Source organism: Bacteroides zhangwenhongii (assembly GCF_009193325.2).
Taxonomy (GTDB): domain Bacteria; phylum Bacteroidota; class Bacteroidia; order Bacteroidales; family Bacteroidaceae; genus Bacteroides; species Bacteroides zhangwenhongii.
In genome coordinates this window covers 3918002-3939632 of the sequence record NZ_CP059856.1, presented here as the reverse complement: position 1 = coordinate 3939632, position 21631 = coordinate 3918002, and the positions used below count along the sequence as shown (strand labels likewise).

The 21631-nt window shown below is 40.9% G+C and carries 13 protein-coding genes; 12 read left to right on the top strand and 1 reads right to left on the bottom strand.

The window, feature by feature from the left end:
- Nucleotides 1-2 precede the first annotated feature (2 nt).
- The 7 genes from GD630_RS15755 (at nt 3) to GD630_RS21395 (ending at nt 8049) form a co-directional block, all read left to right on the top strand.
- On the top strand, nt 3-2426 hold the full coding sequence (locus GD630_RS15755; protein WP_143869258.1) for a glycoside hydrolase family 95 protein: 2424 nt from the start codon (nt 3-5) through the stop codon (nt 2424-2426).
- Between the two features lie 260 nt (nt 2427-2686).
- Nucleotides 2687-3121, top strand: coding sequence for a hypothetical protein (locus GD630_RS15750; RefSeq protein ID WP_143869260.1), 435 nt, complete (start codon nt 2687-2689; stop codon nt 3119-3121).
- Between the two features lie 111 nt (nt 3122-3232).
- Nucleotides 3233-3805: a DUF6705 family protein gene (locus GD630_RS15745; protein ID WP_182505639.1), complete on the top strand. Its 573-nt coding sequence runs from the start codon at nt 3233-3235 to the stop codon at nt 3803-3805.
- A 1040-nt stretch (nt 3806-4845) separates the two neighbouring features.
- Nucleotides 4846-6084 carry a hypothetical protein gene (locus GD630_RS15740; RefSeq protein ID WP_152276113.1) on the top strand — a complete coding sequence of 413 codons (1239 nt, stop codon included), beginning with the start codon at nt 4846-4848 and terminating at the stop codon, nt 6082-6084.
- A gap of 7 nt (nt 6085-6091) precedes the next feature.
- Complete coding sequence (locus GD630_RS15735; protein WP_143869344.1) at nt 6092-6664, top strand: DUF6705 family protein; 573 nt, start codon at nt 6092-6094, stop codon at nt 6662-6664.
- A 140-nt stretch (nt 6665-6804) separates the two neighbouring features.
- Nucleotides 6805-7596 carry a hypothetical protein gene (locus tag GD630_RS21400; protein ID WP_143869346.1) on the top strand — a complete coding sequence of 264 codons (792 nt, stop codon included), beginning with the start codon at nt 6805-6807 and terminating at the stop codon, nt 7594-7596.
- Between the two features lie 12 nt (nt 7597-7608).
- The gene (locus GD630_RS21395; RefSeq protein ID WP_317168857.1) at nt 7609-8049 is read left to right on the top strand and encodes a DUF6705 family protein; all 441 of its coding nucleotides are present in this window, start codon (nt 7609-7611) and stop codon (nt 8047-8049) included.
- A gap of 250 nt (nt 8050-8299) precedes the next feature.
- Here GD630_RS21395 and GD630_RS15725 read toward each other — a convergent pair whose 3' ends face one another.
- Nucleotides 8300-12373 (bottom strand): hybrid sensor histidine kinase/response regulator transcription factor, encoded by a 4074-nt coding sequence (locus tag GD630_RS15725; protein ID WP_143868084.1) that lies wholly within the window; start codon nt 12371-12373, stop codon nt 8300-8302.
- Nucleotides 12374-12671: 298 nt separating this feature from the next.
- On the opposite strand from GD630_RS15725, the gene GD630_RS15720 reads away from it, so the two are divergent.
- From GD630_RS15720 to GD630_RS15700, 5 genes are read left to right on the top strand one after another with little or no spacing between them, the layout of a single operon-like run.
- Nucleotides 12672-15833 (top strand): SusC/RagA family TonB-linked outer membrane protein, encoded by a 3162-nt coding sequence (locus GD630_RS15720; RefSeq protein WP_238482926.1) that lies wholly within the window; start codon nt 12672-12674, stop codon nt 15831-15833.
- A gap of 11 nt (nt 15834-15844) precedes the next feature.
- Nucleotides 15845-17386 (top strand): RagB/SusD family nutrient uptake outer membrane protein, encoded by a 1542-nt coding sequence (locus GD630_RS15715; RefSeq protein WP_143868088.1) that lies wholly within the window; start codon nt 15845-15847, stop codon nt 17384-17386.
- 32 nt (nt 17387-17418) lie between these two features.
- Entirely contained in the window at nt 17419-18912 is a 1494-nt protein-coding gene (locus tag GD630_RS15710) for an IPT/TIG domain-containing protein (protein ID WP_143868089.1), read from the top strand.
- A gap of 50 nt (nt 18913-18962) precedes the next feature.
- Complete coding sequence (locus GD630_RS15705; protein WP_143868091.1) at nt 18963-20837, top strand: IPT/TIG domain-containing protein; 1875 nt, start codon at nt 18963-18965, stop codon at nt 20835-20837.
- 18 nt (nt 20838-20855) lie between these two features.
- Nucleotides 20856-21626, top strand: a complete 771-nt coding sequence (locus GD630_RS15700; RefSeq protein WP_143868092.1) for a hypothetical protein — start codon at nt 20856-20858, stop codon at nt 21624-21626.
- Nucleotides 21627-21631: the final 5 nt, after the last annotated feature.

Genomic DNA, 21631 nt, shown 5'->3' with positions numbered 1-21631 from the left:
TAATGAAGAGATTGATTGTATTCATAAGCATATTCTTTATGAATTATGCAGGTGTCACTCTATATGCGCAGAACTCTTCGAAAAGAGTTGCCGATGTGGAGACTAACCAAAGTAAGAAAAGTGTATTATGGTATAATGAACCTGCGCCTAACAGTGGTTCTGTGAGTCGTGTTAAGAGCAGGGGCTTTCCTTACGATGAAGATTGGGAGCGTTGGAGTCTACCTATCGGAAACGGATATATGGGAGCGTCGGTTTTCGGACGTACGGATACTGAACGCATCCAACTGACCGAGAAAACACTTGGAAACAAAGGGCCTTATAACAGGGGAGGCCTTACCAGTTTTGCGGATATTTACCTGGATATCCATCATCAGGTTCCCATGAACTATCGTCGTGTGCTGTCTCTTGACGATGCTATCTCTACGGTCAGTTACGAGTACGATGGTGTAAATTATATGCGGGAGTATTTCGCCAATTATCCCAGTAATGTCATTGTTGTCAAACTGAAAGCGGACAAACCAGGAAAGGTGACTTTTCTTCTTCGGCCGGTTCTTCCCTATTTGCGTGAATATAATGACGAGAAGAACGGGCGGACGGGACGTGTGTCTGCGCAAGGCGATTTGATTACCATGACTGGGGAAGTCCAGTTCTTCCGTCTTCCGTACGAAGCCCAAATCAAGGTGTTGCCAAGTGGTGGTATGATGAGTGCTTTTAATGATGCAGACGGAGACCACGGGATGATTCAGGTGAACAATGCGGATAGTGTCGTTCTGCTGATTGCTGCCGGGACTTCTTACCAGTTGAACGAGACCTTGTTCACGCTTGCACCGGAAAATAAGTTTACTGGCAATGAACATCCTCATGCAGCTGTGACCCGGCGCATCGCACAAGCTATACAAAAGGGAGAAGCTGCGTTAAGGATGGAGCATCTGAAGGATTATAGAGAGTTGTATGGCCGCGTCGAGCTGTCTCTGACAAATAAACAGTCGAATATTCCCACCGACCGGTTGTTGCTGGATTATAAGAATGGCAAGGAGAAAAGGTATCTGGAAGAGTTGCTTTTCCAGTATGGACGCTATCTGCTGATTGCTTCCTCGCGGAAGGGGGCGTTACCACCTAATTTGCAAGGAGTATGGAGTCAGTACGATTATTCGCCATGGTCAGGAGGGTATTGGCATAATATCAACATTCAGATGAACTATTGGCCGGTATTCAATACAAACCTTGCGGAACTGTTCGAGTCATATGTGGATTATAACGAGGCGTTCCGCAAGGAGGCGAATCAAAAGGCCATTGCCTATCTTAAGAAGTATAACCCTTCTGCTTTGGCTGCCGATCCGGAAGAGAACGGATGGACTATCGGTACGGGAGCCAATGCGTTCGCCATCCCCGGTCCCGGCGGACACTCCGGACCGGGAACGGGCGGATTCACCACGAAACTGTTTTGGGATTATTATGACTTTACGCGCGACGAGAAAATCCTGCGTGAACATACTTATCCCGCCATTTTGGGGATGTCGAAATTCTTGAGCAAGACGTTGAGGCTTTCACCCGACGGCTTTTTACTGGCAGAGCCGTCCGCTTCGCCCGAACAGCGTCATCAGGGAGAATATTATCAGACTAAAGGATGCACGTTCGACCAAAGCATGATTTACGAGAATCATAATGATGTGTTGAAGGCTGCACATATCTTGAAAATCAAAGACCCGTTTCTCCGGCTTGTCAAGGAGCAAATCGGCAAATTGGATGCTATCCATATTGGAGAATCCGGACAAATCAAGGAATATCGGGAAGAAAAGAAGTACAGTGATATCGGCGACCCACATCATCGTCATATCTCCCACTTATGTGCACTCTATCCGGGAACTCTTATCAATGGTACTACTCTTGAATGGATGAAGGCTTCCATTGTCACGTTGGACAATCGTGGAGATAAATCGACAGGTTGGGCAATGGCACACCGGTTGAACCTATGGGCTCGTACGAAGGATGGAAACAGGGCTTTTAAATTGTATCAGCAATTGTTGAAAACCGGCATACTGGAGAATTTATGGGATGTGCATCCGCCTTTCCAGATAGATGGTAATTTCGGGGCAACAGCCGGAGTGGCGGAAATGCTTCTTCAAAGTCACGAAGGATATATCGAACCTCTTCCGGCCTTGCCGGATGCATGGTCAAGCGGCTCTTATAAGGGGCTGGTGGCTCGTGGGAACTTTGTTTGTTCCGTGAAGTGGAGCAACAAGCAAATCACCCGTATGCAGATTTTATCAAGAAGTGGCGGCGAATGTATTTTGAAATGTAACCATGCAGGAACGGTAGCAGTCAATGCGGAAGACGGACGGAAAGTGAAAGTAAAGGTTCTGGGAGAACATCTCATCAGTTTTGCCACAAAAGCGGGCGGGACTTATGACATTCGGAATTTATAGAAATGTAGGCAGTATTGTTTGATGTGTAAAAGGCTGCAAACTTGATAGAGTTTGCAGCCTTTTACTTATATCTATTATCTATGCTTTATCTTTCAATGTAGATTGTAAAGTTCATTTAAAGATATGACATCCTTTAATTGTAAAATTCAATCAAAACATATTTTTACAATTATCTGGCTTATATCTGTAATTCATTGTTCTATAAGTCACATACTTTCGTGCAATCAACAATTAGAACCTTGTATTTAATACTTGAAAGCATGAAACAGACACTCTTTTTGGCGGGTATACTGATAATTGTCATGTCCTGCCGTCCCTATCCGAGAGAAGTAGAAGAAGTATTGGCGTTGTCCGGTGATAATCGTAATGAGTTGGAACGCGTACTCAATCATTTCAGGCAGAAGGATATGCAGGAATTTGAGGCGGCATGTTTCCTGATTGCCAATATGCAGTATCATCAAAGTAAAGAAGAAATCATTCCGAATGCTGCCTATTACGACCATTTCCGGAAAACAGATTCACTTTATGAAGTTGTTTTTTCTCATCTTCCCATTTCTGAAATGCGTTTTGTCAGATATGGGAAATATGATTCGGTGATACATGCTATGTCCGAAAACTTCGATCGGCTTCCCGAGGTTACTAAGAAAACTATTATAAAAAGTGACCTTGAATGTATAAAGGCGGACTATCTGTAATGTTTCGTCCCATGCAAGATGAACATATTGATAATAATTTCGAGAACTGGATTGCCAAAGATTTGAATGAGAACAATGAATTGATTGATAAAGACTGTAAATAAATGTATTATGAAAACAATAAAAATTATTTTATTACTGTTAGTTGTTACGACTGGTAGCCTTATGGGACAAAAAAGCGTATCTCCAACAAAGAATCTGGATGCTTATGTCGGTACTTGGGTTTATCAAAATAGCGATACTATTTTTAAGATAAGATTACAAAAAGGGCAGAAAATCGGGAGGTCTGACATATATAACGGACTTTATGGCGGCTATTATCTTTCCGTAAAAGGAAAAATAATAGAAAATTATTGGGGTGAACTTCCTGTGTACTGGGATTCTTCGAAAGAACCTCGTCCTGATAATCTGTATATATGGGCTTCTAATCATTCGTATACTTTAAATGAGATTGATCCCAATTATGTAAGTGTCTGGTTTTATGACCAACGTAAAAAACATTTTGGCGGCAAGGGTATTAGTGGCGGGTATATCCATCTATTATCTCCTACAAAGATCCATTGGAAGCTGAATGAGGCACTTGGTATTTGGTATGAGACTGAAGGTGACGAATCTATCACTGATGCTGAGCGTCAACCTATTGGCTTTTCTGTTCCGGATAATGTAATCATGATGAAAGAATAGAGAGTATCAATATCATAAAAATCCTTCGAAGTACCTTGGCTCTTCGCTATAGTATTGATATCTTGTTGCATTATTGTGCAATTGGATATTATTTGTGGCGGAGAGCCTAAAATCTTAAAGTAGTATGAAAATTGCTAAACTATTAATCTTGTGTATATTATCAACTATAGGGTTGATTGTTTTTTGTATTTTTATGGTAGAATTGATTATTCCAAGTATTGGTCGTAATATTTTAAAGAATTCTATTCTGTCAGAGTTTATTTTAATGAATTTATTGTGTCTGTCATACATTATATTTTGTATATGGTACTTTCTTGTAAGAAAGATGCTATCATTACGTACTAAATGTTTTAGATGGGCAGTCAGTATATTGTCAGGGATTGCCGTTTGGTTTATAGCTATTTGTTTGTTGTCGGAAATAATAATATCATTAAGGAAATAATTATGAATTCTCTTTTTTTGTTTATCATCTTTTTGGTATCTATAAACATAGATTCTTTTTCACAAGATACAAAATCTTGTAAGTGCCAAATAATAAACGAGTTTATGGATAATATGGAGATAAAATATCTTGTTGGAAATCGTTTTACCAAGGACCTTTCTTGTTTGGAATCTCGTATTTTGGATAAGGCAGATATAGTTACAACGTATTGTTGTTTTATTTTAGAGATTCATGAAATGAATATAAGGAAAAGAACAGCTAAGTTGGTCGCCAAGAATTTTTCCTCCAATCGGTATTCTACTGTTTATGTTAGGGCATTTTTCAAGAAAAAGAGAAGTAAATGGCGACTGAAATCAGTCTATATGGATTTTGTGAAAAGATAAACGCTAATGTTTAAGAGGATGTTCCCAAAGAAGCTGGACTAATATTAAGTCTTTGCAACATCCTTTTTTAGAGTAATTATTCAAGAAAGAAATAATTGTTTTACTAAAAAATCAAATGCTTATGAGAAAAAGTAAGCGCAAACATTTACTGTTTGCATTATTGGCGTTGCTAAGCATTGGCTTCTATGCCTGCTATGACGGAGAGGACTGGGCGCATGATTGTTGACGAGGAGACCCGTCTTCATTTTGACGAGTTGCGTGCGCAGAAGAAACTTCGCAACTCTACTCATTTGGTCATCATGAAGGACTTGAAGACCGGTCATGTGCGTAGTTTCATTTCTGTTTTTGTGGGTTCCTATGATTATCTGAAGAAGACGAAGCGTATGAGCCGTAATACTTATCTTTATCGTGAGAAGGATTTCGATGGCAAAGTCTTGTTCTTCAAGCTGAACGGTAGTATGATAAACGGCTGGAAGTATCGTGACGGTAAGATTGTGGGCAAAATAATGCCAATTGACGAGGATGCGAAGATTCTGATGACTCGTAGTGGTGGTTATTGGGAAGAGCAGTGCTATACGGAAACCTACTATGAAGAGGTAGAGGAATGTGAGGAAGAGGCACAGCCTTACTACGATGAGGAGTTCGGGCTTTGGGGAGTTGAGACGGTGGTTACTTGTCAAAAGGTAGATAAACCTATTTACACACAGGTTTGTGAGGATGTTTGGGTAGAGGATGAGGAATTCGGAGGCGGAGTTGAGCCGGATGTAACATGTCCTATTTGTGGTAAAATCAATTGTTCAGGTCATAATGATTCTATTCCCAAACCTTGTGATAGAGCTCAAGAATTATCTTTAGATACCGGATTAGTATCTCGAATCAATGAAATTTATAAGAAAACGTATCCGCATAAAGCAGGTAACACGGAACAAGGTTTTATTTATACATCTAAAGGTGTAATAATACATCCCACATTCACTGATATGGGAAGTGTGAAATATACCAATGCTCAGGTGGCAGGTCATGAATTTAAAGAATGGTATCATTCTCATCCTGGAGGAGGGGCAACGATTCCTTCTTTGGGTGACCTGAAAGCCTTATCTCTTCGTTATCAACAGGGGCATATCAAATCAGATGATTTTACTTATGGAGTAGTTTCTTATTATGGCTGTTTGAGTATCATGATTTCTTCTCCTAAAGATTTCACTACTTTTGCAGAAAAAGTTCGTAATAAGGAGTTTGATGATGAGTGGAATACTAGAATTGATAATGGAGAAATAGTCTCTGGATTTGAGATTAAAATACAGCAAGTTATGTCTTTCTTTACGAAGCATAAGGCAGGGCTATCTGTAATGTTTCGTCCCATGCAAGATGAACATATTGATGATAATTTCGAGAACTGGATTGCCAAAGATTTGGATGAGAACAATAAATTGATTGATAAAGACTGTAAATAAATGTATTATGAAAACAATAAAAATTATTTTATTACTGTTAGTTGTTACGACTGGTAGCCTTATGGGACAAAAAAGCGTACTTCCAACAAAGAATCTGGATGCTTATGTCGGTACTTGGGTTTATCAAAATAACGATACTATTTTTAAGGTAAGATTACAAAAAGGACAAGAAGTCGGTAGGTCTGCAATATACAACGGACTTCATGGTGGCTATTATCTTTCCGTAAAAGGAAAAATAATAGAAAATTATTGGGGTGAACTTCCTGTGTACTGGGATTTTTCGAAAGAACCTCGTCCTGATAATCTGTATATATGGGCTTCTAATCATTCGTATACTTTAAATGAGATTGATCCCAATTATGTAAGTGTCTGGTTTTATGACCAACGTAAAAAACATTTTGGCGGCAAGGGTATTAGTGGCGGGTATATCCATCTATTATCTCCTACAAAGATTCATTGGAAGCTGAATGAGGCACTTGGTATTTGGTATGAGACTGAAGGTGACGAATCTATCACTGATGCTGAGCGTCAGCCTATTGGCTTTTCTGTTCCGGATGATGTAATCATGATGAAAGAATAGAGAGTATCAATATCATAAAAATCCTTCGAAGTACCTTGGCTCTTCGCTATAGTATTGATATCTTGTTGCATTATTGTGCGATCAGTTATCATTCTTAGCGGAGAGCCAATCTAAAGTTTAATTTATAAATTTGGTAACTTATGAAAGTAAGTAAGCGCAAATATTTATTGTTTGCATCATTGGCATTGTTGGGCATCGGCAGCTTGTCTGTCTGCTATGGTGGAGAGAAGTGGGGAGTTCGGTCGGTAGATCATCGTGAATCCCGTAAACATAACAAGCAGTTGACCGTTTCCGTAGCCCGGCAATGGTATGAGTCGCATTATGATTCGGTGGTTTGTTTCAATACACGTTTCGGCGGCAATGATGATATGCCTGCATTCATTAAACCCAAGTGGTCGCATGCCACCGAGAGTAACCGTGGACGTTATGAGGTAGTTCAGATGCCTATCCTGACTCAGGCCCGGCATATGATTGTTGATGAGGAGACCCGCCTTCATTTTGACGAATTGCATGCGAAGAATAAACTTCGCAACTCGACTCATCTGGTTATCTTGAAGAACTTGGAGACCGGACAGGTGCGCAGCTTTGTTTCGATATTTGTCGGTTCCTACAAGTATCTGAAAAAGAAGCGGATAAATCGTAATACTTACCTTTATCGCGACAAGAAATTTGACGGCAGAGTGATGTTCTTTAAGTTGAACGGTAGTATGATAAACGGCTGGAAGTATCGGGACGGTAAGATTGTGGGCAAGATAACCCCCATTGATGAGAATACGAAAGAACTGATGGCTCGTAGTGGTAGTAAGAGAGACCATTGCTATGAGGAAACTTATTACGAAATGATGGAAAAATGCGAGGAGAAGTCGCAACCACAAAAAAGCGTATCTCCAACAAAGAATCTGGATGCTTATGTCGGTACTTGGGTTTATTAAAATAGCGATACTATTTTTAAGATAAGATTACAAAAAGGGCAGAAAATCGGGAGGTCTGACATATATAACGGACTTTATGGCGGCTATTATCTTTCCGTAAAAGGAAAAATAATAGAAAATTATTGGGGTGAACTTCCTGTGTACTGGGATTCTTCGAAAGAACCTCGTCCTGATAATCTGTATATATGGGCTTCTAATCATTCGTATACTTTAAATGAGATTGATCCCAATTATGTAAGTGTCTGGTTTTATGACCAACGTAAAAAACATTTTGGCGGCAAGGGTATTAGTGGCGGGTATATCCATCTATTATCTCCTACAAAGATCCATTGGAAGCTGAATGAGGCACTTGGTATTTGGTATGAGACTGAAGGTGACGAATCTATCACTGATGCTGAGCGTCAACCTATTGGCTTTTCTGTTCCGGATAATGTAATCATGATGAAAGAATAGAGAGTAGTAATGTTATAAGATTATTTTTAATGCTTCATGAATTTATGGTTGATGATGCATGATTTTATTCGTCTGACAACGGTTTCTTTTTCGTCTGACTATAGTTAGACGAAAGAATAACCGTTGTCAGACGAAAGTTCAACTATAGTCAGACGAATAAAGTTATGTATAACGAGTATTAAATCATTGCATACTACCAATTAGGTTTTAGGAAAACTAAGATTAGTTCATTTCCATACCGGTTATGAATTTATTTCCCTTCCTGCTTATTCTTGAACTCAGTAGGTGACATTCCGTACAACGCCTTGAAACAATTCGAGAAATACGCCAAGCTATTATAGCCAACGGCGCAATATACTTCCGTAATCGTCATATCGGTCTCTTTTAGCATTTTCGCGGCAGTTTCCAGTCGGAAATTGCGGATGAACTCATTTGGTGAGTAACCGGTGATCTGCTTGATTTTGCGATAAAGGTTTGATTTACTCAGTCCAAGCTCTTTACAGAACGCATCAAGATTCAGATCGGAATTGGAAATGTTCTGTTGCAGAGTGGCATATAACTTTTGCATGAATTTCTCGTCGACGGAAGTTACATCTACGCCCAGCGATTCGAGGGAGAAGTTCTTGCTGTAAAGGTCTTTCAACTTCTCGCGACTTTGAATAAGATTATCCACTCTTATTTTCAGAATAGAGGCATCAAAAGGCTTTGTGATGTACTCATCAGCTCCTGCGGCATACCCTTCCTTGATATCATCCGTACCGGTTTTGGCAGTTACCATAATAATAGGAATATGACTGGTATTCATATCTTTCTTCAGTCTTTGGATAAGTTCGATGCCATTCATCTTGGGCATCATCAAGTCGGTGATGATCAGGTTAGGAAGCAGGTTGACGGCTTTGGAAAGGGCGTCCTCACCGTTGGTGACACCCACTACATTGTATTTATCCGCGAGGCAGGAACAGATGTAATTGTTCAGGTCGCGATTATCTTCTACCACAAGAATAGTCGATTGCTTCTTTCCCGAATTCTCTGGTTCGAAAGCTGTGTCAGGAAGTTCCACATTGAATGATACAGACGCATTATCAGTGGATTCTACAATTGCTTCGGGAGCAAAACAGCTCTTATCAATGGGTAGAACAAACCTGAAAATCGCTCCTGAACCGATTGCGTTTTCCGCCCATACTATTCCATGATGCATTTCTATGATCGCTTTGCTCAAGCTCAGTCCGATGCCTGTTCCCGATTTGGAATGTTCGTTCTGCGCTACTTGGTAGAAAGGACGGAAAATCTTTTCCAATTCATCGGGAGCGATGCCTACACCGTTATCTTGAATAGATACGGTGAGATATCTTATTTCATCATTCTTATATCTATTCAACTTGGCGGGTACAAAAATACTCAGTTCGGAAAGAGGTTTTATGTCCATCTCTACCAGTACGGAGCCGCCGTCCGGCACATTCTTGAAAGCGTTGGAGAGGAAGTTGAAATACACTTTCTCCAACATATTCCAGTCGAACCACAGCGGTTGCCGGTCAACGGAATGCTTGAATTTCAGATGGATGTTCCGATATAATGCCAGATCCTGGAAGGAAGCTACTGCTTCATGGGTGAACTTAACGATGTCATTCTCCGAAACTTGCAGTTTCATTGTTCCGCTTTCATTCTTCTGCAAGTCCATCAGATTATTGACAATGCGCAACAGGCGTTGGGCATTGCGTAGCATCAACTGAATCTTATAATGGATATCTTCAGCCAGATCCGTACGTTTGACAAATTCTTCCAGAGGAGCGATAATCAATGTCAGCGGTGTGCGAAGCTCATGAGAAAAGTTGGTGAAAAGACGATTACGTTCCTGGTAATATTCCTCGTGTACTTCCGCTTCCATTTGTTTCAATCGGATATTATTCTGTAAACGTCTTTTCTCGGTAAAGTAGCGGATGATAAAGGCAATCAAGGCGATGGCAATAGTGCTGTAAAACAAATAAGCCCACCAAGTTTTCCATAATGGCGGCAGGACGATAATCTCCAGAGCTGTTCCTTGTTCATTCCAGATACCGTCATTATTGGAGCCTTTCACCACGAAATGATAAGTGCCTGCCGGAATGTTGGTGTAATAGGCAGTACGGCGGCTTCCTACTTCATTCCAATCGGAATCGAATCCATCCAGCTTATAAGCATATTGGTTTTTATTGTTAAAGATATAATTCAGCGCACAATATTCAATCATTATATTCGTCTGATTATATTTCAGTACAATCTTTTTCTGGGTGGAAATACTTTCTTTGAGAATACCCGCCTTATCGTTCGGTTGTATCAAAGTGTTGTTGATGTACAGTTTATCCAGAATGATGGGGGGAATATTAGGGTTAGTGATTATATCACTTGGATTGAAGAGCGTAAAACCATTGTTGCCTGCAAAGAATATCCGGTTGTCCGAAAGGCGGATACCTGCGCAAGGTGAGAATTCCTGTACCTGTATGCCGCTTTCCTGTCCGTAATTGATGATGTTCCGCGTACGGAGATCAAGGTTAGAAATCCCATTCAAGGTAGTGAGCCACAATGTATTGTCATTTCCTTCCACCACTTTGCACACCTGGTTGTTCAACAGGCCGTTATTTTCGTTGTAGGTAGTGAATTTCCCGGTGGAAAGAGAGAGCTCGCTTAGTCCTCCGTCGACGCTGCTAATCCAAATCCTTCCCGAACGGTCTTTCAGAATGCTGCTGATAGATGTTGCTGCCAGTCCGTTTGTGCGGTCGTAAGCAATGAGCGTACGGTTGATTTTGTCATAGCAGAATAGCCCGTCGCTTTTCGTTCCGATAAGGTAAACATCGTTATCCACTTCGCAGACGCAGATCACGTGTGAAAAATGGACGTTGCCCTTACCTTTGACCGGAAACTCGGTTTGTATGGTATGTGTTCCGTCATTGGAGAGAAATACAAGCCCCTCGCCCATGCTGATACCACCGATAATAATATGTCCCGACCGGCTTCGGCTGATGTGATAGATAGGCCTGCGGTCTGTTGTCTGATAAAATAAGGAGAATTGCTGGGAATGCAGGTTGAATTCGTACACTTCTCCCTGACCGGTTCCACATAAGATACGGTTTCCGTCCAAATAGATGGTTTTGAATATACTTTGGGGGGAAGTTCCGGTATGTTGTGGTAACTTATATTGCTGGAAAGTCTGTTGTTCCAGATCGAAAGCAATTAAACCGCCACCTTCGGAGCTGATATACAGTGTTCCGTTGTATTCAATGGATGGACCTAAGATACCAGGATTGGTATTTAAGGCAACTCCCGGATTATAAAAGTCAAACAGATGTCCGTAAGGATTGTAATAGTCGGCTCCTCCGGCATAAGTCCCGATCCAGATGGTCTGCATTCTGTCGAAAAGGATACTATACACAGAGTGATGGGTCAGTGTTCCCTGTTCGCCATATTTGTATGTCAAGATTCGGCTTGTCACCGGATTGACGATGTTGAGTCCGTCGAAAGTCCCTATCCACATTTCGCCCGAAGGAGATTCTTTGATACAACGGATATTATTGTTGGATAATCCGTTTGAGGTATTATAATGCACTATTTCCGACAAATCGTGTTTAATGACGCATACACCGTCCTTATAAGTCCCCAGCCATATATTATCTTTCTTGTCGATATAGATATCCTTGAGGTAATTGGAACTGATGGGCAGGATTTTGGAATCCGTCCGGAAAGAACGGGCTACCCGTTTTTTCTGTTTATCGTAAATCAGGAGTCCGTTTCTGCTGGAAGCGAGATACAGTTCGTTGTCCTTTTCCAGAATGGCACTGATGGAATTATCAACCAACTCTTTAATGGGAACCGCTTTCAGATTGTCCGATTCGGGTTCGTATATGAAGAGACCTGAAAGAGTTCCTACCCATAATATATTCTCTTTATCAAGGTAAAGCGATAGGATTTTATTGTTCATTGAACCGGCCTTGTGCGTAAGGTAGTACCGTTTGAAACTATTCCTGCTTTTATCGAGTTTGTTTAAGCCGTTTTCCGTACCGATCCATAAGTTGGCTTCTGCATCTTCGGTGATGCAGGCAATAGTGTTACTGCTGATACTATGAGGGTCGTCGGCGTGATTCCAGAAGATCTCGAAAGAGTTCCCATTGAATTTATTCAGCCCGTTGCGTGTGCCGAACCACATATATCCCTGTTTGTCTTGGTATATGCAGGTGACGTTCAACTGCGATAGCCCGTCTTTGACGGATAAATTGGAGAAATGATATCTTGGAGCCGCAAAAATGACTTGCGAAAGTATAGAAACGACTAAAATACATAGTAGCTTTTTCATAAATGAATTATATTTGGGGTGCCTAATTACGATGAAGCAAAAATAATAAAAAAATGGGGAATAGTCTTTGCTAATAGGCTTATTTTACGCTGTATACCCATCTCTGGGCTATTTTTACAAGAATTGGGAGGAATATTGCAAGCGTGGAACCTTCTCTACAACTCTTTGGAAGATTCTATAAATCACGTCAATGGACTATTCCCTATTTTTGTAACTGGAAGAATGAAGCAAAACTTTCTCTGGCCAAGAAGGGATTGATTTGATTCTCCGCAAACATTTATATGAAAAACATTGTAATATGAAAAGAATTCCTATCTTTCTAATAAGTACTATATTAATGGTATTTATATTTGGAACTTCCGCCTTAGCTTCTTCGCCGGGAAGTGAAGGTGTTCAGCAATCGGTGACGGTGAAGGGTACGGTTGTCGATAGCAATAACGATCCGTTAGTCGGCGTATCGGTTTTTGTGGTCGGTGCTTCTTCCGGTGCTGTCACCGACATAGATGGTCATTTTTCCATCAGTATGCCTGCTAATAAGACTACTTTGAAGTTTTCTTATGTTGGGTTTTCAACACAAACGGTTTCTGTGAAGAATAAAAAGAATATTCGCGTGGTGTTGCATGAGGACTTGCAACAACTCGACGAGGTAGTCGTTGTGGGTTATGGCGTACAACAAAAATCCCATTTGACCGGAGGTATTACTAAAGTAAATACGGAAGGCATTGAAGATATGCCCGTCTCCCGTTTGGACCAGGCGCTGATGGGTAAAGCTGCCGGTGTTCAGATTCTGAATCTTACTTCAGAAGTAGGAGCGGAACCGGATATTATGGTGCGTGGTACTTCTTCATTTAGTGCAAGCAGTGCTCCGTTGGTTGTCGTAGACGGTTTCCCGATGGATGACGGCATTGACGCTATCAATCCGAGTGATGTAAGGAGTATTGAGATTCTGAAGGATGCAGCTTCTGCTGCTATCTATGGTTCGCGTGCGGCAAATGGCGTTATTATGATTACTACTAAGAGCGGTACGGCAAACAAACCCAAATACTCCTTGAAATTGAAATGGGGTATGAGGGAAGAATACAAACGTTATCCGATGTTGGATGCAAAAGAGTATATACAGCAACGGATAGCAGATTATGAGTTGACCGGACAATCTCTTTCTTCCGGTGACATTGCTCAGTATATTATTGCGGAGAACAGTGATGTAAACTGGCAGGATGAAGCATTCCGCAGTAATCCGTTCTTTTTCAGTGCCGATTTTTCCGTTAGTGGCGGAGCTAAAGGGTTGCGATATTTCGTGTCCGGAGCTTATACGGATGATAAAGGTATGTTGAAAAAGAACTACTTTCAACGTTATAACTTCAGGGCGCGTATTGATGCTGATCTTTCCAAGCGAGTAACGGTAGGAGTGAATATAGCCCCTACTTACACGGAGTCGGAACGTCCGGGAGCTAATTATATGGGATTTGTGCGTACTCCATCGTGGATGCCTGCACGCCACAACGAATACACGGCGGCACTTACCGGTAGAAAGGTAGGCGAGTATACTAAAGGTGCGCATTTTAGCAATATGCTTTATTCCGGCATCAATCCGCAGACAGGAGAAGAGGTTACGGATTTGAGGGCTACTCCTTGGAACTCGAACAACAATAATCCCCTTGGCACATTGGAAAGTATCTCACAACCGTCCGAGCAATATCGTATGCAGTTGCAGGGATATATTGAGATTAAGTTGCTGAAAGGATTAAAATTCCGTTCTTCCAATAGTTACAATTTGAATTATTCTGAGTCGACTGTTTACCGGAAAGAAGGTGCGGTGAATGATTCGGATCCTAGTCGTGGATATTATTCCAATAATAAGACTGTTCGTTTATCTTCGGAAAATACGTTGAATTATAGCACAAAAATTAAGAAGATACATTCTATTGATGCTTTGTTGGGTGCTTCTGTCTATCTGAATACGACCACAAAGGCAGGTATTCTCGGGTTTGATTTTATGACGGATGATATCTATTCATTGAGTGCTGCCGGACGAATAGATCAGTATGAAGGTACTTCTTTACGTACCGGAACATGGAAAAGTGATGATGCGATGGTATCTTATTTCGGCCGTATAAACTATGCGTTGAAAGACCGTTATCTGTTCTCGGCTACTATTCGTACGGATGGTAGTTCAAAGTTCGGTAAAGATAATCGCTGGGGATGGTTCCCTTCCGTATCAGGTGGCTGGCGGGTTTCAGAAGAGCCTTTCATCAAGGCAAACGTTCCTTGGCTGAATCAGTTGAAGATTAGAGGTAGTTACGGTATCACAGGAACGAATGCCATCGTTAATTATGCGAATACCAATCTGCTCGATCCTGCTCCTTATGTGCTGGGTGCCGGAAGTGGTTCCGTCATAGTGGGCTTTGCCAATAATTCTAAAACATTAGGTAATTCAGCATTGCAATGGGAGCAGACCGGAGAATACAATCTCGGATTGGATATTGCGCTTTTCAAAAATCGTATTGGTATTACATTCGATTATTATTATGCGATTACTAAAAGTTTGCTTTACGAGAAAACGGTTAACAGTGTTTCCGGATACAATAAGGCATGGACTAATGAAGGAAAATTGAGAAACAAGGGTTTTGAAGTGGAGCTGACTACATATAATTTCAACGGTCGTAAATTCAAATGGAATACTTCATTTAATGTATCTGTGACGCGCAACCGTTTACTCGATTTAGGCGGACCGGCAGAACAGATTACTGCGGGGAACTACAAACAGTATTATATTGCGAGAGTGGGTGAACCGTTGATTCAGTTTTATGGATACAAAACGGTTGGTGTATGGAAGACGCAGGAAGAAATAAACAACAACCCGCATCATGTGTCTGACCGTCCGGGAGGATTGCGCGTAGCCAATACTAATGGAGATGGTGTAATCAATGATGACGATCGCGTGCCTTTAGGCTCTCCTTATCCTGATTTTATTTGGGGGATGACTAACTCTTTGAAATATAAAGATTTTGATTTGTCATTTGTCATTCAAGGACAAGTGGGCGGAAAGGTGTTCAACGCCAACGGAAATTATAATGAATTTAATGACCGTTCACCAAAGTATATGTCCGGAAGATGGTTGAGTGAGGAACATCCGGGAAATGGGAAAGTGCCGTACCGTGATTTCGGTATCTCTCACTTCCTTACTGATTATCTGATTGAAGATGCCGGGTTTATGGCATTGCGTGATGTGACTGTCGGATATACTTTTCCGAAAAAGATGTTGCGCAAAATGGGACTTTCTGGGTTGCGTGTGTATGCTACGGGGCAGAATCTGCTTTATCTGATGTCAAGCAACTATCGGGGGGTAAACCCGGAAGCACGTTCCGGAAGTCGTGCCGCAATGGTGAAGAATAGTGCACAGGCAGGAGCGTTCCCAATTATGAGAACGTATAATGTAGGACTTAACATTAACTTTTAAAATGGCAAGCGATGAAAAGAGTATTTAGATATTTACCAATTCTGTTGGTCTTTTGGGGATGTGACAGCTTTCTGGATAGGGAGTCGTATGATAAAATGGATAGCGATGGTTTCTATAATAGCACCACAGCATTGAACTCGGCTGTAATTGCTTGTTACAATGGTATTCAAGATGCGTTGGATAGGGAGTTTTTTGTAACAGAGGTGCGTTCGGACAACTCGCGCAACCGTAATCAGGCTCCTACGGGTAGTACGGATTTGGAGATTACTCACCTGGATATTTATAAGGTGGAAACGTCCAATGCGTTGAACAACGCTTATTGGGAAGCGGTGTATCACAATATAGCCAATTGCAATGCTGTGTTGCAGCATTTGGACGGTGCGGACGATCCTCAGATGAGAATACAGTTTGAAGCGGAAGCACGTTTCATCCGGGCTTATCACTACTTCAATTTGGTCCGTCTTTATGGTCCTGTATTTTTGGTGAGTGAGCGGATTTCTCCGGAGGTTGCCAAGCAGGCGGAACGTAGTTCGAGAGATGAGATATATGCTTTTATTGAGGAAGACTTGAAGTTTGCAGCTAAAGAGCTACCGGAAAAGTATGATGATGAAAATTTGGGACGTGCCGACCAGTGGGCAGCGAAAACGTTGCTGGCTAAGGTATATCTGACACTTTCCAATAATGGGAAAATCACAAAGATGCTCGAACAGGCAAAGACATTGTTGGAAGATGTGAAGGAGAATAGCGGATATGGACTGTTGCTTGATAGCGGACTGACGGGCAGTGCTTATGCAAATCTGTTCAGTACGGCCAATGAGATGAATAAAGAGATGATATTCGTATGCCGTTATCTTGCCGGTGGTAAGGGCTTGGGATCTCCGTTTGCCAATTATTTCGCTCCATCGTCTAGTGAAGACGCGGTAATCTATGGGAGTGGAAGTAGTTATAATTGTCCGACAGAAGATTTGATTGATGCGTATAAATCGGAGACAGGTGACCAACGTATGGAAGTGGTTTTGAGTGAAACCTGGACGAGCAAACTGGGAGTTCTTCAGCATGTAGGCTGGGTAAGGAAATATTATTCTCAGGTGACTGTACGTTATGATGCGGAAAATGACTGGCCGATTCTTCGTTTTGCCGATGTGTTGTTGATGTTGGGAGAGATTGAGAATGAACTGAACGGACCGACGGATATAGCGAACGGGTATTTGAATGATATCCGTGAGCGTGCCGGACTGGATGCGATAACCCCTGCCAACCGTGTGGAGTATCGTGCGGCGATGGCGAGAGAAAGAAGACTGGAATTTGCTATGGAGAACCAAAGATTTTTTGATTTGGTGCGTACGAACCAGTTTATCGAAGTAATGGAAAACCATTTACGTACGGAAAAGGTAAGAAATCAAAGTAGTGGTAGTAAGAGCGACTATTATGGCAATGAAAAATATAATACGTATGTACCGAATCCTAAATTGGAGAACTGGCAGTTGCTGTTGCCCATTCCTTATAATGTGATGATTTCGGCTCCGAATGCGACACAGAATGTCGGTTATTAAAGCAGTTGTGTAAATTAAAAGACTTGAAAGACATGATGAATATAAATAAAATAATAATAGGGTGGCTTTCTGTTATAGCGAGCGTATTAGTGCTTGTTACGGCTTGCCATGAAACCTTGAACGTAGATCCTTTGGATACCACCCCACCCGAAATTACAGGGTTTACTCCTAAAATCGGACAAATTGGAACGATGGTCAGCATTACGGGTACTCATTTGAGAGATGTTACTTCCATTAAAATCGGTGGAGTTGAAGCAAATGTCACTCGTGTGAACCGCACATTGGTAATGGCGGAGATTACTAAAGATAATCTTTCTGGTAAGATAGAAGTAACCAGTCCTTATGGAACAGCTATCGCTGAAGAAGATTTTGTGATTGAGTATCTTAGACCGGAAGTGACGGAATGGTCTAAGGAAACGGGAGTCTTCGCTGCAATGGTGATTAAAGGTAAGAATCTGGAGTTGGTAAATGAAATCAGCTTTGGGACAAAGGCGTCTGTTTTGAAAAGTGATTTTGAGCTACAGTCGGATGAAAAGATAGAGATTATTGTTCCTTATTATGAGTCTGATGGAGCGGTAGATCTTGTGCTGAAGTATAATTATGGCGTAGATCCGACGGAATTGGTGATTGAAAATGCATTCACATTGGATGCAACTGCTCCGTCTGTTACTTCAATTTCCGAAAAGGCATTTATTGGAGCTACATTTGATATTATAGGTAGTAATTTGAATGTGGTTGAGAAAGTTTTGTTGGAAGGTCGTGAATTGGCTGTTGAGCTAGCTACATCGGAAAAATTAACTTGTTTGGTACCGACTGATTTTGAAGTAAATGATAATGCCAAGATTGAATTTGTTTATTTTGGTGGAAAGATGCAGACATCAGTTGGTAATATCGCTCTGAAAGAATCTCCTTGTTATGTATGGAAGAGGATAACGTTGTATGGACCTACACACCCGAATGTGAATTTCTTTAGTGGAATTACAGGTTTGTCATATACACCTTGTGAATTTGAAGCGAATGCAGGCAAGATTCATCTAGCATTATATCCTGGTGCTAACGGCTTGAACTTTGGTTCACTTTATCCGAAAGATGGTGGTTTGTTGGATAAACGATGGACTTGTAATGGAAATCAGATTTCGGGAGCAAACGGGGTGCCACTGCGATTCCGTAAGCTCAAAGAGAGCAATGAAGCAGATGCCAAATTCATTAAAATGATCAATGAGGGTACGTTGGAGTATTTTGATGCAGAGAAGGCAGCTGAAGCAGGTTTGTTATATAGCCCAATGAAACAGGTTATTCGTTATAAGCTGGAAGATGATATGAGTGGTGGAACTGGTGGTTTGCCATATAACGAAAGTAATGATGAAGGTATTACGATTGGTGGTATTAATTTGTTGATGGTTACGGACAAGAACTATAAGGAAGTTCTTCAGATAGGTTTTGTGAAGTTGATAAGTGTGAGCAGGACTTCCGCTGCCGATGCAAATGGTACGATGACAATTGACTTCTATTTCGAGAAAAAATAATGATTTCTGGAAGGATGGGATCTGAAAAATGAGTTTTTAAAGATAAGAAAATGACAACAATGAAAGATATAATAAAAGAAATAAGCAAATGGACTTCAATTATTATCAGTGTATTGATGTTCGCAGTGTCATGTAGTGATGACAAGGAAGACGGAGCACCGGAAGAACCGGTTCCAGTTGCACCTACTATAACTAACTTTGTTCCACCTCATGGGGTGCCTGGTGTAACAATTACAATAACCGGTACCGATTTGAAAGAAGTGAGTGAAGTAACAATAGGCGGAAAGGAGGTAACGCTTGTCGGTGAGGCTACGGATACAGAGATAAAAGTGATGACTACGGAAGAGGTGACAGGGGGCAAGATTAAAGTAACTACTCCGTATGGGACTGCCGAAACGGTCAGTGAATTTGTGGTGGATGAAGTATTTCAAGCACCTTCTTTGATTACAGTGCCACAGGATAATGTTAGTTATTTGGATATTATTACGCTGGAAGGTGAAAATCTGGATATAGTGGAAAAGGTTTTCTTCGGTAATGTTGAAGCAAAAATTATAGGAGAGGATGAGGCTACCAGAGCTGTTGAAGGCGCTTCGGGAACAGAGCTGAAAGTAGAAGTTCCTTATTATGAGGTAGCAATAGGAGAGTCTGTAAATTTGTTTTTGGAGTATACAGATGGGGATGGTCAACTAGTAAAAAAGGATACAGAGAAAAATTTCACGGTAACTCCGCGTGCTCCTCAGTTGGAAAACGTGTCCTCCCTTGAGGCAGATTTCTTTGAGTCAGTCTCATTAGAGGGAACAGATCTGAATTTGGTAGAAAAGGTGCTTTTTGGTACGACTGAAGCCACTATTGATAAAGAAAGCTCAAACAACACAGTATTAAAAGTTACTGTTCCTTATTATGAGGAAGAAGAAGCTGTGAAGATCACTTTGATATATCGCTATGGAGAGAAAGATAATATACTAGAAGGGAGAAAAAGCGATTCTGCTGATGAGTTTGCTGCAAAAAAAGTTAAACCGGAAAATGTAGAGTGCCCAGCTAGTGTAATGCTTGGAACTTCTACATTTGAAATAACAGGAGATAATTTGGATAAGGTAGAGAAAGTCCTGTTTAATGAAACAGAAATCACTAGTACTTTATCTGATGATAAAATGAAGTTGATTTGTTCACTTCCAAGTACGGTTGAAGCAAGTAGCAATAATACAATTACTATTGTGTACTGGCAGGAGAACAAAAAGGAAGTGATTAGGAGTGATTTTGGAATCAAAGAACTCGTTAATTATATCTGGAAGAATGTAAAATTGTATTCGAATGAAACGGAAAGAAATTATTTTAGTGTAACAACAGGAAAAGAATATACGATAGAAAATTATAAAGAAGTACAGAATGAGCAACTTCTTTTATCATTGACGAATAAATGGAAAGAATCTAGCAAAGAGGCTTATATACAAATGTCATCGTTATATTCTTCCGATCGATCAGGTTTACCTATTAAATTTCGTAGAATAGGTTTTAATACTTCGATAGATGGTTTGGAACAGGGTGTTATTGATTTTATTAAAGGAAATAGTGAAGAAAATGTGGAGAATACTCTTATTAGTTGGAATAAAATGAAAGAGATAGGCTACGATTCTAATTCTAGGGAGTCTTCCGTTATTCGTTATAAATTGAATGATGATGCTTATAATGAGGGTACTTCTGGGAATGGTAAATATGAAGGTACGAAATTAGGGCAAATTAGTGCAATAATACTTAGAACTGGAACATTAAGTGGTGATGTGAGTGAAGTATTAGGTATTGGATTTGTAGAGTTGGTTTCAGTGGATGCTGACTACACACAAGAAGGTGTACAAAATTCATCTTGGACGGTCAATGTCTATTTCCCCAAAAATATTCTTGAGAATATAGATAAAGTGATACGATAATTTTAAATTATAACAACCATGAAAAAAGTAGTATTATTAGCCGCATTCGCTGTGGCAGCATTGGCAGCCAATGCACAAGTATTGAGAAATGAGTTTTTAAAGGACTACAAGCCGGGCGATAAACTGGAAAAGGGCATTTATCAGGAAGCAACGGAAGCGATCCGTATCAATACGTGGAACGGGGCGTTCGACCAGAAAAGAGTACCGGAAATACCAAGTCCGGTAATTGTGAACGGACTTACTTATGATGGTTATCCCGAAGGAGGAGCTGCCATTAGTCTGGGAGGTTTTCCTAACGATATCAAAGGTAGTTGTGTCAGTGTTTATTCATTGTCGGACAACAAGAATGAATTCCGTAAAGGAGCTTATTACCTGGCTTTCCTTGTCAACTTGAAGAAAACAGGTGGTGGTTTCGCTGAACTGGTCGGAATGAATGTCAGCCATACTGGTAATGCAACGCGTGGTAAGGTATATGTGAAGCGTGGTGAAGATCGTAAACTTATATTTGGTGTAGGTGCACGCAAGCTTGGTGCAGAATCTAAATCGTACGATTTTAACAAAACTCATCTGTTGGTGTTGAAGATGGATATTGCCAAACAAGAGATGTCTTTGTTTATTGATCCTCAGTTGACAGCGGAAGAGCCTACTCCGGAACTGGTAGCGAAAGGTGAACCGGGAGAAATTAAGAATGCTATCAAGGGTATCTATTACCGCTATCGTAGAGGTTGTGATGGAGCTGTCGGAAGTTTCCGCTTCTCAAATAATTGGGCAACAGCTATCGGTAAATAAGTAGT

Coding starts and splice junctions, on each gene's coding strand:
- GD630_RS15755 (WP_143869258.1), top strand. CDS start 3: ATGAAGAGATTGATTGTATTCATAAGCATATTCTTTATGAATTATGCA.
- GD630_RS15750 (WP_143869260.1), top strand. CDS start 2,687: ATGAAACAGACACTCTTTTTGGCGGGTATACTGATAATTGTCATGTCC.
- GD630_RS15700 (WP_143868092.1), top strand. CDS start 20,856: ATGAAAAAAGTAGTATTATTAGCCGCATTCGCTGTGGCAGCATTGGCA.
- GD630_RS15740 (WP_152276113.1), top strand. CDS start 4,846: ATGATTGTTGACGAGGAGACCCGTCTTCATTTTGACGAGTTGCGTGCG.
- GD630_RS15715 (WP_143868088.1), top strand. CDS start 15,845: ATGAAAAGAGTATTTAGATATTTACCAATTCTGTTGGTCTTTTGGGGA.
- GD630_RS21400 (WP_143869346.1), top strand. CDS start 6,805: ATGAAAGTAAGTAAGCGCAAATATTTATTGTTTGCATCATTGGCATTG.
- GD630_RS15745 (WP_182505639.1), top strand. CDS start 3,233: ATGAAAACAATAAAAATTATTTTATTACTGTTAGTTGTTACGACTGGT.
- GD630_RS15720 (WP_238482926.1), top strand. CDS start 12,672: ATGAAAAGAATTCCTATCTTTCTAATAAGTACTATATTAATGGTATTT.
- GD630_RS15735 (WP_143869344.1), top strand. CDS start 6,092: ATGAAAACAATAAAAATTATTTTATTACTGTTAGTTGTTACGACTGGT.
- GD630_RS15705 (WP_143868091.1), top strand. CDS start 18,963: ATGACAACAATGAAAGATATAATAAAAGAAATAAGCAAATGGACTTCA.
- GD630_RS15725 (WP_143868084.1), bottom strand. CDS start 12,373: ATGAAAAAGCTACTATGTATTTTAGTCGTTTCTATACTTTCGCAAGTC.
- GD630_RS15710 (WP_143868089.1), top strand. CDS start 17,419: ATGATGAATATAAATAAAATAATAATAGGGTGGCTTTCTGTTATAGCG.